The organism is Spirochaetota bacterium, assembly GCA_025061835.1.
Classification (GTDB): domain Bacteria; phylum Spirochaetota; class Brevinematia; order DTOW01; family DTOW01; genus SKYB106.
On record JANXAC010000010.1, the window covers coordinates 1 to 12992 of the forward strand.

At 35.2% G+C, this 12992-nt stretch carries 14 protein-coding genes; 7 read left to right on the plus strand and 7 right to left on the minus strand.

Translation table 11 applies throughout. From position 1 onward, the window contains the following. From NZ579_04960 to NZ579_04970, 3 genes are all read left to right on the plus strand, one after another. Positions 1-437 (plus strand): hypothetical protein (locus NZ579_04960; GenBank protein ID MCS7299293.1); only part of this gene is annotated, 437 nt, incomplete at its 5' end. A 32-nt stretch (positions 438-469) separates the two neighbouring features. Continuing rightward, entirely contained in the window at positions 470-1378 is a 909-nt protein-coding gene (locus NZ579_04965) for a tyrosine-type recombinase/integrase (protein MCS7299294.1), read from the plus strand. Between the two features lie 263 nt (positions 1379-1641). Next, the gene (locus tag NZ579_04970; GenBank protein ID MCS7299295.1) at positions 1642-2403 is read left to right on the plus strand and encodes a spherulation-specific family 4 protein; all 762 of its coding nucleotides are present in this window, start codon (positions 1642-1644) and stop codon (positions 2401-2403) included. A gap of 1 nt (position 2404) precedes the next feature. Here NZ579_04970 and NZ579_04975 read toward each other — a convergent pair whose 3' ends face one another. Further along, positions 2405-3439, minus strand: a complete 1035-nt coding sequence (locus NZ579_04975; protein ID MCS7299296.1) for a mechanosensitive ion channel family protein — start codon at positions 3437-3439, stop codon at positions 2405-2407. Between the two features lie 244 nt (positions 3440-3683). On the opposite strand from NZ579_04975, the gene NZ579_04980 reads away from it, so the two are divergent. The 4 genes from NZ579_04980 to NZ579_04995 all read left to right on the plus strand — a co-directional run bounded on the left by NZ579_04980 (position 3684) and on the right by NZ579_04995 (position 7803). After that, positions 3684-4670: an NAD(P)-dependent glycerol-3-phosphate dehydrogenase gene (locus NZ579_04980; GenBank protein ID MCS7299297.1), complete on the plus strand. Its 987-nt coding sequence runs from the start codon at positions 3684-3686 to the stop codon at positions 4668-4670. Positions 4671-4704: 34 nt separating this feature from the next. Then, the gene (locus NZ579_04985; protein ID MCS7299298.1) at positions 4705-5568 is read left to right on the plus strand and encodes a hypothetical protein; all 864 of its coding nucleotides are present in this window, start codon (positions 4705-4707) and stop codon (positions 5566-5568) included. Between the two features lie 86 nt (positions 5569-5654). Continuing rightward, positions 5655-6338, plus strand: a complete 684-nt coding sequence (locus NZ579_04990; GenBank protein MCS7299299.1) for a hypothetical protein — start codon at positions 5655-5657, stop codon at positions 6336-6338. A 46-nt stretch (positions 6339-6384) separates the two neighbouring features. Continuing rightward, entirely contained in the window at positions 6385-7803 is a 1419-nt protein-coding gene (locus NZ579_04995) for an Ig-like domain-containing protein (GenBank protein MCS7299300.1), read from the plus strand. A gap of 123 nt (positions 7804-7926) precedes the next feature. Here NZ579_04995 and phoU read toward each other — a convergent pair whose 3' ends face one another. The 6 genes from phoU to NZ579_05025 form a co-directional block, all read right to left on the minus strand. Then, positions 7927-8577: a phosphate signaling complex protein PhoU gene (gene phoU / locus NZ579_05000; GenBank protein ID MCS7299301.1), complete on the minus strand. Its 651-nt coding sequence runs from the start codon at positions 8575-8577 to the stop codon at positions 7927-7929. A 37-nt stretch (positions 8578-8614) separates the two neighbouring features. After that, the gene (gene pstB / locus NZ579_05005; protein MCS7299302.1) at positions 8615-9403 is read right to left on the minus strand and encodes a phosphate ABC transporter ATP-binding protein PstB; all 789 of its coding nucleotides are present in this window, start codon (positions 9401-9403) and stop codon (positions 8615-8617) included. A gap of 12 nt (positions 9404-9415) precedes the next feature. After that, entirely contained in the window at positions 9416-10381 is a 966-nt protein-coding gene (pstA, locus tag NZ579_05010) for a phosphate ABC transporter permease PstA (protein MCS7299303.1), read from the minus strand. A gap of 10 nt (positions 10382-10391) precedes the next feature. Further along, positions 10392-11297, minus strand: a complete 906-nt coding sequence (gene pstC, locus NZ579_05015) for a phosphate ABC transporter permease subunit PstC (GenBank protein ID MCS7299304.1) — start codon at positions 11295-11297, stop codon at positions 10392-10394. Positions 11298-11579: 282 nt separating this feature from the next. Next, positions 11580-12281, minus strand: coding sequence for a hypothetical protein (locus NZ579_05020; protein MCS7299305.1), 702 nt, complete (start codon positions 12279-12281; stop codon positions 11580-11582). A 15-nt stretch (positions 12282-12296) separates the two neighbouring features. Beyond that, the gene (locus NZ579_05025; GenBank protein ID MCS7299306.1) at positions 12297-12764 is read right to left on the minus strand and encodes a hypothetical protein; all 468 of its coding nucleotides are present in this window, start codon (positions 12762-12764) and stop codon (positions 12297-12299) included. Positions 12765-12992: the final 228 nt, after the last annotated feature.

Sequence of the window (12992 nt, forward strand, 5' to 3'; positions counted from 1 at the left end):
AGATAATATCAAATATCATCTCGTTCAATACAACTTATAATTCTATAGGTGGTGGATTGTATGGTAGTAATACAGTGAGGTTAGTTGTGGAAAGTAATCGGTTTGTATCGAATGTGACAGCAATTACTTCAAAGACAATTACACTGCACTCAAATATATCATCTCCATGGTCTAACTTCGTAATTAGTCGCAATACATTCATAGGTGGTGGAATCAATCCAGTTGCGATATGGGAACACGGTTCTAATCCTGATGACATAAAAGAACATAGTATTTTAAATAATACTTTTGTTACTAACAGTTATGATAGGTTGTACCGAGACATATTTGGATTTCCAGGGGATATTAGTTCAGATCTCTTAGGGATTAATATTTTGAATACTACTCTAAATATTAATCACGATGCTTCTCAGGCTAGTGGAAATGTTGGAATGTAGTTTGGTTGTCATGTTATGACGATAATTTGCTTATGTACTATGAATATCTTGACATTTTCTTGGACTATATAAAGTCAAATAGGAAATACTCTGAAAACACTCTTGAAGGTTATTCTAGGGATATTGTATGTTTTATAGACTTTCTTGAGGGTAGGGGTATTTCTTTTGAAGAGGTAAACTCAAAGGTGATGAGGGATTTTTCACTCCATCTCAATTCAACCAAAAATCTTAAATCAAGTAGCCTTCGTAGAGTCTTCTCGTCAATAAAATCTTTCTCAAAGTTCCTATACAGAAATGGTATTGTATCAAAAAACTTCGGTAAATACATCGTCTATCCTAAATTGCCAACAAATTTACCAAAGTTTCTAGATGAGGATAGAATTATTCATCTGCTGTCAGAATTAGAAAGCCTAGTTCTAAAAACTTCAAATGAGTACAAAAAACTCGTAAGGGTTAGAAACATAGCCATATTGTTTTCACTTTACCTAACTGGTATGCGCGTTTCAGAATTAAGGAACTTGAGAGTGAGTGATGTTAGTTTGAGTTCTTCAACTATACTCGTAAGAGGTAAAGGGGGTAAGAGAAGAGTAATTCCTATACATCCAGTATTACAAGATAAGTTGAAGAACTATCTTTCTGTAAGAGATAGCCTAAGGTTAAGGAATACTGACCTTTTTTTTGTTGGCAAAGCAAAAGATGGTGGAATAAGTGTAAGACAGATTAGGAACTTGGTTTATAGATACACATCTCTTGTTGGAAGTAGGGTAAGCCCTCACGGAATAAGGCATACATTCGCAACACACCTTCTAAACGACGGTAGCGATATAAGAGTTATACAGGAACTTCTAGGACACTCATCCATAGGAACGACACAACGCTACATCCATACCTCCCTAAAAAGACTCAAGGAAGTCTATAACAAATACCATCCTCACGCCTAGATTTGTTGATGTTTCGTTCTATATACATTAGTTCAGGGTTTCAAATTTTCTTTAAGTTTTTCATCTCCTAAAATAGTTATGTTAACTTGTTTGTTGAACAAAACACTTTTATCTCAAGAAATTCAAACTTTTTTAACTTCCTTTTCTTTACTTAATTATGTTAACTTGTTTGTTGAAAAAAATTGATCACAAAACACCCTAAACAAACACACGAAATTTGAAACTTACATTTAACAGACTTTAATCTAATGGAAAACCGAGGTATGGTCATAGTATTGTTTTTAATGCTTATTCTACTTCTTGTAGGTTGTTCAGGAATAACGGATCTACTGATAAAGATAGATCCGATTGTAGAAGATGTTTCTAGTAATTTTCTAGGTGCTATTATTCCAATTTATTCCTATCCAACTCAAGGTAATCCAGAGTATCAGAATTTGGAGAGTGTTTATGTTTCAAAACGAGTTTATGTTGTGCTCAATCCGAACAACGGTCCGGGGTCTTCAGTTGACACAAACTATGAGAATTTGATAAACAGGTTAAAGTTTAGAAATTACAAACTGATAGGTTATGTCTATACTACTTACGGGAGTAGGAATATAGGTGATGTTACTAACGATATAAATATGTGGTATTCCTTCTACTCTAATATAGACGGTATTTTTGTTGATGAAGCGAGCGATAGTAGTAATCGAATACCTTTTTATCAGGTCATATATGACTATGTTAAGTCCAAAGATTCTTCAGATGTAGTTGTATTAAATCCGGGTGTAGTGCCACATAGTGGATACTTTGGAATCTCAGATATTATTATTGTTGCTGAAATCAATCAGAGAGTATTTTTGGATAGTTGGTCATCTCAAGGTTCTGAAGGAGAGAAGTCTGCCATACTGATATACAATGTAGAAGACAAGGATAGAGTTATAAATAAGGCTATATCAGAAGGTGTTGGTTATGTCTACATAACTGATGAGGAGACGAATAGTTGGTTTAGGATTAGTAGATACTTAAGAGATATAGTCAAGTAATTTAATTTTTGATGTTTAGCATTGGGACTGAAAATCTAATCCTTTCTTCTTTGTATCTAGTGTGTAATCTTTTCAGGAACTCGTGTTTTAGTGGATACTGGTATGTGTATTCTGTAACACGGAGGATTACATTAAATTTGACTGAGTAATCTGTAAAAGCATTATACCTTATGAGTGGTTCCCAGTCCTTTTTTGCTCCTTCAACGGTTTTTTGAACTTCTCTTGCTACTTCCAGAGTTATCGCTTCAACGACTTTTAGGTCATTTTCAATCAAAACCTCAACGGGAACTGCTATTGACATTTCCTGGTCGGGAAGGTAGAAGTTTTTTACTATGCTACTTATGAATTTTGAGTTAGGTATTATGATAATGTTATTGAAGATATCTTTTATCGTTGTGTTCCTCCAGTTAATATCAACTACATATCCTTCTTCACCAGCATCAAGTTTTACATAATCACCAACTCTCACTTGATGGACAAGTAGAACCTGTATACCTGCAAAAAAGTTTGCTAATGTATCCTGTAATGCTATAGCAACTGCTAAACCTCCTATACCGAGAGTAGTAATTAATGGTATCAATGATACGTTCCATATCGCTAAGAGGATTCCAATACCAATTATGACGAACAAGATACTTATTATGTTTGACATTATCGTTACAGAAAACGATATATCAGTTGTTCCTGTTATTTTTCTTACTCTCTCTGCTATCAGTGGATAAACTATGCTACTAATAATCTTACCTAGAATTATTGAACCTACAAATACATAGAGGGATGTAAAAACTTTTGAGACAACTTGAGATGTTTCTTGTGGTAGGGAAGTGGTAAAGTTCATAAGTATATTGATGTAAAGAGTGTATAGAAGTATTCCGACCCAGAGCATTATTGAAGATAATAACTTAGATAAGTCTTGGAAAAGCTTTTCATCTTTTCTTATGAGTATTTCTATTATCTTTCTTGTTGCTTTTACGAATATGAATGCTATTATTACTCCAAGAAGCCCTAGTGGTATCAGCAAAGAATAGTTTATCATATTGAACTTTGATTATTAATGATTTGCAAACTTCCTTGTAAGTTAATTGTAAGTTAATTGTAAGTTAATTTAGATAACTATAATAAATTTCAGGTTGTCAGTGTTTAGTGTTGAAGAATGAACAAAATTATGTTAACTTATTTGTTTAACAAAAAACAACACAAAAAACTCAAAAACCACAAACCAATAGAAACAACAAGAATACTTGTGATTTGACTGAAGTCCTGAGTATAATAACGAAAGTATGAAAATAGGAATCGTCGGATCTGGTAGTTGGGGGCTTGCTTTGTCAATAGTTTTATCCGAAAAGAATGATGTCAGGCTCTGGGTTAGGAGGAAAGAAGTTTTGGACATTTTAAACTCTAGTCGTGAAAGTCCTGACTACCTAAAAGGAGTTAAAATACCAGAATCAGTCTTCTTAACCAACGATCCAGATGATTTCTACGATAGGGAGGTTATATTTTTTGTTGTTCCATCAAAGTATCTTAGAGATGTGGTAAGTATGTTTAGGTCTCGTATAAGTAGTTCTATACTTATAAGTTGTGTAAAGGGCATAGAGATTGATACACTATCTTTTCCAACTGATATTCTCAAAGAAGAGTTTGGTAGTAGTGTTGTAGGAGTCTTATCAGGTCCTAGTTTTGCTGAAGAAGTTGCTAGAAAACTACCTTGTGCTATAACGCTTGCTACCGAGGATACTGGTTTAACGAAAAGAATACAGGAAGCTATAAGCACACAATACTTTAGAGTGTATGCCTGGGATGATGTTAGAGGAGTTGAACTTGCTGGTGCGTATAAGAATGTCATAGCAATATCTGCCGGCATAATAGATGGTCTTCAATTAGGTAATAGCGCTAAAGCTTCTTTAATAACCAGAGGGCTGAATGAGATGTCGAGATTAGGTAAATTCATAGGAGGAAAAGTTGAAACATTCTACGGGTTGTCCGGTGCTGGAGATCTTATACTTACCTGCACTGGGGTATATAGCAGGAATAGGAAACTAGGTGAAGCATTGGCAAAGGGTATAAAACCAACAGACTTTGTATCCTCTTCAAAAATGGTTGCTGAAGGGTATTACACATCAGTATCGGTAAGGAAGCTATCTGAGAGGTATAAAATTGAATTACCGATAGCAAACGAGGTTTTTGAGATACTGCATAACAATAAAGACCCTCTACAGTCTCTAAAAGACCTTATGTCCAGAGATCTAAAGCAGGAATTTTATGTATAACAACCAGAGAACTTTTGTTAAAAAATTTAATAATATGGATTTAGATAAAATAACTGACTTGATCAACAGGACATTCAGCAACAAATTACTACCTTCAGAACCAAAAAGCACTTACGAATTTTCTAGGTTTGTATCACCTTGTGGTGTTTTAGTAGTTTTTAAAAGCGGCAAAGTGTTACTTCAACACAAGGGGCTTGATGATGTTGAAGAATTCCTAATCTCAATAAATAGTTATGGAAACTATAGTATTATGATAGGAGCTGATGAAGTAGGGAAAGGAGAACTATTTGGCGGCATATTAGTTTGTGGAGTCAGGATACTAAGCGATACTTACAAAAAATTGGAAAGATTAGCTTCTGGTATGGACACGAAGAGAAATGCACATCTTGACAGGTTAGAGAAATTTGTTTCGGAAATCAAATCTTTGGGAGTTGAATATGCTTTAGATGAAATACCTGTAGAGAAATTGGAGCCAAGGTCAATGAATAAGCTGCTGACACTGTCATATGTTAAAGTAATAAAGGAAGTTGTAGATAATGTATCACCTGATACTTCTAAAGGTAGCACTAGGATTGTGATAGATGACTTCGGAATGAGTAGAAATGACAGGAACAGCGTATTAGCTAGTTTTAGTTTTGCTGACGTCGTGATTGAACCAAAGGCTGATGATAACTACCTTGAATGTAAAGTTGCTTCTTTGATCTCAAGGTACTATCGTGAAAAATTCTTAGAATACATAAATAGCAAGTATGTAGTTGATGGTATCAAACCAGGCAGTGGCAATCTGTCAGACACTAATACCATTAAATGGATTAGAAAATGGTATGAGAGTTATGGCTCTATACCACCTTTTGTTAGAAGGTGGAAAATTATAGATAACATTCAAAAATCAAGTTAATCCTAGTTAGAAAGGTAAAAGAAAAGTTTTTTTTGAAAGTATTTAAGGAATGTATTATTATATTCCATAGATAAGGGAGGTATCTTATGAAAAGATCAATTCTCATTTTGTTTGTAGCGATGCTAACTGCGTCGTTAATTTTTGGAGGTTGTCCTCAACCTCAGAAGGGGCCCGAGCCTGTAACAAAGCCTCAAGAGTCAAAGGTTAGGTACGAGGTGATACAGGATCAACAGAGTGCATTTACTGGTAGAACAATGCCTCTTCCTGACTGGTTGTTAAATGCTCTACAAGGAAACTTATTGCAGTTCGGCTCTGATCAAGAAGGGAAGAAAGTTGTTTACTTTGTAGCAATACAAAGAGAGAAAAATCTTGAGTCAGCTAAAGTTAACGCTAAACTTAACATCAATGCTAGAGTAGCTGAATCAGTTCAAACTCTTGTAACCTCTGAAGCTGCCAAAGTCTTTGAAGGTGATCAGGATGTTTATGCTCAATACATACAGGGTGCGATAGGTGTTCTAGCAAAGAATGTTAAGGTAGTAGGGCTTGTTCCTGTTAATGAGTACTGGGCTGAGCTCCAAGAATACCTTGGAGACGCTCCAAGAGACAAGTACTTTAGCTATGCCATAAGGTATCAGATGGATCTTTCTACTTGGAAGCAAATGTTATCAGGAGCCTGGCAAGAGACAAAGAAACAACAACCAAACATTCCTGAAAAAGCAAGACAAAAGATGGATAACCTTATTAACAGTTTGTCAGAGGCGTCTCAGTAAATCATCTAGGGGGTTAATCCCCCTTCCATAATAAAAGGAGGTAGTAATGATTAGGAATTTGGTATTCGTTTTTGTTTTTTTGTTTTCTTTGTCTTCAACACTACAATTGTTTTCTCAACAAAACATGCCTGAATGGGTTACAAAACCTACATTCAAGAAGGGTAAAGACATCTATTATGTTGGTATGGGGTCTGATAAGGACATAGTTTCGGCAAGGAATAAAGCAGTTGATGATGTAAAGACAAAAGTTATTGAGTCTATACTGGTTGATGTTGTAAGTGAGACGAGAGGAGAAACATTAATAACTTCACAAGGAGGGGAAGTTGATGTAACTGAGAACATTAGAAAGGATATACAGGTTAAGGGTAAGGCAAGAATATTCGTTCCATCGCCTGATGACGAGGCTTCGTTCAAAAACTCTTCTGGGGAATACGTTGTATATATTCTCGTTAAATTCCCTGAAGCTAAGATACTTGAAGAAAGACAAAGAATAGAGCAGATGTATAAGGATATGATAAGGTCTGTTGACAAGTTTGTAGAAGAGGGAGATAGATTTGTAAAAGAAGGTAAACTCGTTAATGCTATCGGCTCTTTCACACTAGCAGCCAAAAATTCTCTCGCAGTTGAAGAGAGAAAGATGTTTTATCCAGAAATAATCAAAAAGATTGACGACATACTTTCTAGATTAAGTATAGAAGTTGTTGAAGGAAATAACAAGAAAGTTGGAGTAGGGGACAGCGGTGTTATTAAGTTCAGAGTCACATACAACATTGAAGGGCAGAAGATACCTATAAGAGATGCTAACCTTATTTTCAGGGTTTCTAGTGGAGGTGCAGAACTTGATAGCTCAGGAACCACGGATGAAAAAGGTATTGCGACCTGTAAAGTCTCAAGAGTTGCTAGGTTTGATAATAGGAAACTCTCGGTAAGATCATTCCTCAATATTGACTTTTCGTCTCTCTCAGCAGTTGGTCAGGAAGCTAAAAGAGATACAGCGAAGCTGATAGGGAAATCAAGACTCATACAAGCCGAGGCTACCTGGTATATGAGTGAAGCGAAGGCAAAAAGTGCTGTTATTATGCCTCTCAAAGCCAAGGGAGATGGATACTCTTATGATGGAAGTTTAGCATCTTCATTGAGTAGCTATGTAATGAAAAAAGGCTATAAAATCTCCAAACCTACTTCAACATCAATAAATAGCGATGACATTGATAGAATAAGGAAGTTCATTCCAAAAGACTCTGTTGTTGTTCTTGTCAAAATTTCTGAAGCAAGACAGAAGGTTGTTGATTTTGGTGGAGAAAAAATAAACAGAGTAGAATCTGAAGTATCTGTTGAAGTATATGATGAAGAAGGTAATTTGGTTAACTCGCAGTCAAAAAATCTATCCAGTAGCAGTATAAACACTATGAACGCAAACCTACCAAACAACATCGGAGAGATGATTGAGGAACTTGAATTCTAAACATTAGGGTTATTCTATACAATTTTCAGTTTTAGAGTTAATACTAATATGTTTGGAAGCAAGTGGTAAAGTTAGTGTAGAAACCTTGTGAGTGAGTTTTTGGTTTTTCAATGGGTTTGTTATTTATCTATATTTATGCTCTATCATTTTGCCTTCTATTATATAAACAGTATCTTCGGCTATGTTAGTTAGCAAATCTCCAATTCTCTCAAGATCTTTGAAAACAAGAAGTAGAAGAACTGTTTTTTCTGTTGAGTTTTCTTTTTGATTCTCTTGAATTATTCTTCTTATACCTTTGTTTCTTAGTTCGTCAACTTCTTTGTCCATAGTTATTACTTCTCTTGCTAGTTCAGAGTTGTGATCTACGAATGCTCTAACAGTCTTATTGAGCATTACCGTTAGAACATTGAACATCTTATCAATTTCTTCTGGGAACTCTATCTTACCGAGATCTAAAGATTTTATCGTATTGCTTGCTATGTTTACTGCATGATCTCCTATCCTCTCAATATCTTTGTTTATCTTAACCGCCATAACTAGTTTTCTTAACATCTCTGCTTCGGGCTGGTATAATGCTATTGCTCTTATTATCCTACTCTCAATGTCTATCTCCAAGTTATCAGCTTTCTCATCCGACTTTATAACTTTTTCGCAGATACCCTTATCAAAATTTCTAAGTCCTTTTATGGATTGGTACAGCATCTCGGTAACGAGTGAAGCATTGTTTATTATCTCTTCTTCTATTTGTGTTAGTTCTCTCTCAAGTTTTATCATAATCAAACCTCCTAATTAATACTTAATATGATATACATTAACCAAATTTACCTGTTATGTAGTTTTCTGTTCTTTCATCTCTGGGAGATGTAAAGATATCCTCAGTAGGACCAAACTCTACTAACTCACCATTTAACATAAACCCTGTATAATCAGATATTCTTGATGCTTGTTGCATGTTGTGAGTTACTATGACTACCGTGTAGTTTTTTGACAATTCTACTATAAGCTCCTCAATTTTTGCTGTTGAGGCGGGATCAAGTGCTGATGTCGGTTCATCCATAAGTAGAACCTCTGGTTGAACTGCTAAAGCCCTCGCTATACAAACTCTCTGTTGCTGCCCCCCTGAAAGGGATAGAGCAGGTTTGTTAAGTCTGTCTTTGACTTCATCCCATATCCCTGCACCCCTTAGTGATTTCTCTACTATCTCGTCAAGATGACTCTTGCTCTTTATTCCTCTGAGCCTTGGACCAAAGGCAACATTATTGTATATTGAGGTATAGAATGGATTCGGTTTTTGAAAAACCATTCCTATCTTACTTCTTAACTCAAAATCATCTATAGTTCCCTCTTCAACTATGTTTATGCCTTCAAATATTATCTTGCCTTCAACTCTGGCGTCTTCTGATAGCTTATACATCTTGTTGAAGGTTCTAAGCAGAGTAGTTTTCCCACATCCGGAAGGTCCTATAAGTGCGGTTATTTTGTTTTTCTTTATATTCATGTTGATAGATTTTAGAACCTGAAAATCTCCATACCAAAAGTTCAGTTCTTCTGTTATTATTATGTATCCGTTACTCTTATGATTTTTATTGTTCTCTTTCATGTGTTACCTCCGTTACATACTTTGAATTTTTCTTAGTCTTCTTCTTAGGAAGATTGCAAGAAGGTTAAGTATAAATGTTAATAAGAGTAAGACGAGTGTCGTAGCAAACTGTATTGGTAGGGTAGCATCAACATCGACAGATTGAGTGGACATTATGTATATGTGATAACCTAACTCCATAAATTGGTCATTTAGTGATGTTGGAAGGTATGGTAGGAAGTATGCAGCACCTGTGAATAGTATCGGTGCAACCTCTCCACTACCTCTTGATACAGCAAGTATTGAACCTGTAAATACTCCTGTCATAGCTCTTGGGAGAACTACCTTGAAGACTGTCTCGGCTTTCGTAGCGCCGAGTGCAAATGATGCTTCTCTCAGTGATACTGGAACGGCTTCAAGTGCTTCCTTAACAGACACAATAACAACAGGTAGTGTCAGAACTGCCATAGTTATACCCGCCCATATTATAGCAGGCTTGCCCCATACTAGCTTCCCACCATAGAATAGTTTATCAATTCCACCACCTACGAAAACAATGAAAAATGAAAAACCAAATAATCCTATCAGGATTGCTGGTATTCCTGCTATCGTGTTTATTGAGAAATAAACTATCCGGTAAAAAAGAGAATCTTTCTTTGAGTATTCACTTAAGTATATAGCGGTTATAACTCCTATCGGAATACCAAATATAGACATCACTATTACAAGAAAAACTGTTCCGAATATAGCAGGAAATATTCCTCCTTCTGTCATTCCTTCCTCGGGAGCCCCCGTTAGAAACTCCCAAGTTATCCTCTCATAGCCACCTATGAATATTATTACAAGTATGATAGCAAGTATTAGAACAACTATCAGCGCAGACAATCCTAGAAGTATATGTGTAGATATGTTTCCTATTTTGTAGACATTCTTGAGACTTTTAGATTCCTTACTCAGAGATTTGGAAATTTCAGTATCTTTTATAGCAACGTCTTTCATATTTGACCCCCTAGCTAATACCTATTTTTCTTTTTATCCTAGCGGATATATAATTGGCAAGTATATTGAACACCACTGTAACAGTAAGAAGAATTGAACCTATAAAGAATAAAACTGCATAGTGTTCATCACCTATTGCTACCTCTCCCATTTCTGAACCTATAGTCGCAGCCATACTGCGAAGAGGGAGTAGGAAATCAAAACTTAACACAGCAGCATTACCAGTCGCCATCAATACGATCATTGTCTCTCCAAATGCTCTTATCCCTCCAACTATTATTGCGGAGAAGGTGTAGTTTATAGAAGAGGGTAGAATAACCTTCCAAGCAATATGATGTTTTGATGCTCCTAAAGCATAAGCAGATTCTTTCAAATGATGCGGTATGGTATTCATTCCATCTTCAGTTATTGTGAATATAACAGGTAGTATTGCTATGCTAACTCCTATTCCACCTACTATAGCGTTCAGCCTGTAATCCCACTGGAAGATTTCCTGTAAGAAGGATGCTACAACCATCAACATAAAGAAACCAATCACAACAGTAGGCAAGCCTGCTATTAACTCAATTACAGGCTTTATGAACTCTCTAATCCTTCTAGACGCATAAACTGTTACATAGAGAGCAGAAAGCACACCTAAGGGTATCGCTATTATAAGTGCTACTATCGCAACCTTTAGAGACCCTACTATCAAAGGTAATATCCCATATTTAGGTTGAGATGAAACAGGTTGCCATATGCTTGAAAAAAGGTTGTTGAGGTTTGCATATTCGTTAATGTAACCCTTTGAAATTATAAGAAAACTCTCTCTAAATATGAAGAATATTATGAATATAAGCAAAAGTATTGCTAGAAAAGCAACAAAATATATACCTAGTCTAGAAAAAATATCAAACCCTTTTCTTACAGACCTCATAATGACTAAAATTGTGACTGACTAATGTAAAATTTTTGTAAAGGTATTGTAAAGTTTGTAAAAATTTTATACTCGTTTTGAAATTTTTGTTCAAAAATACTTTAACTTAACATAATTAAAATTATGGGAAATAAATTTTGTGTTATTTATCAGAAATTCTCGCTCTAGAACTCTGAAAAATCAGAATTTTCATTTCATAAGTGCATCTAAGGATAGTTATTCAACTAGGTTTAAGGTAGCATCTGGTGTTTTGATCTTCAAGTGAAATCTCTTTTTAAGTATTTAGATTTTGAGTAAGGACTCTATTTCTACCTCTTGGTATGTTTCAATTACGTCCTCAACGAGGATAGGAATTCTGTAGTTTAGTTTTGACATTAGTCTATCTATAAATTCAAAGTCTTCTTTTGTATCAAGTGTAACTCTGTAGTTTTGATAGCTCTTAAGGGCAAATTTAGGTTCTAGCACCTTAAAGGAATCAGGATTTTTGTATATATAAGGAGTTACGTGTTCCCTATCGTAGTTTTCATGTGCCAAGTTTGAAGCTTTGAGTAATGCCACAGGGTTTATGACTTCAACTCCAGTTCCAAGAGGTATTCCCAGAAAGTGAGTTAAATCTGCTTTTTTATCCTTATGGATTCTTAATGCAAGATCAAGCGCCCTAGGACAAGTGAGAGGATTATCAGCAGTTATTCTAATTACTGTATCAACATCATCAAAGATTTGAATAGTTCTAACAAACCTTTCTAAAACATCGTTATCAGGACCTGAAACAACACTAACATCATCAAAGAGCTTGCTAACGAAGGAAGATATTGAGTTAAAAGAGATGTAATTAGTAGCAACAACAATCTTATCAACAGTTTCAGAATACTTAACTTGCTTTATAACCCGCTCCAAAACGCAACTACCATCAGAGAACCTAGCAAAAATCTTAAATGGAAATCTATCAGAATTAATTCTAGCCTGCACTATCGCCAGAACCATTAAGCAACCCCGCTGCTACTTTACTTCTATCAGTTGTTTCATAGATACTAGGTATCCTTTCTCCGTTTTGAGGAATACTTCTCCGTTTTCATTTAATCTAACTCCAACAACCTTATCGCTGTAAGGAGTTCCAGTATCGTTATCAATCCAATCAATGACCTTTGAAATCATAGACAATGAACTGTTTATTGAATTTTGAGACACAAGTGATAGTATGTTGTTGTTTAGGACATTTAGTTCCTTCAAAGTTGTCAGTTGTGCCATTTGCGATATAAAGGTCTTATCATCAATCGGGTTCGTAGGGTCTTGGGTTTTCAGTTGAGTTGTGAGTATCTTCAAAAAGTCTTCCTGACCTAAAACATTTTTACTGCCTTGATTATTAGCCTTGAGTTCTTCATTCAATCTCCTTATCTCTTCCTTTGAAACTTTGTCATCAGATTTCTTTGATACTATGTCAAGGCTGTAGTTTGAGTTAATAATCATATCGCTTCCTCCATAAGATAGTTTCGTCTCCTAATTTTAGTTTTTTAGTTTTGATTAATAATATTTCTTTAATCCTCTAGACTAGGAGATTGTTTTTGTTGTGGCTTGGTTTTTTATGTGTTTTTTTTGGTTTTTGTGTGTGGTTTTTTCTCTTTTTTGTTCTTTTTTTACAAACAAATTAACATAATTTCATAGAGATAGTGAAAATAAAAAAATACACAAAGCACA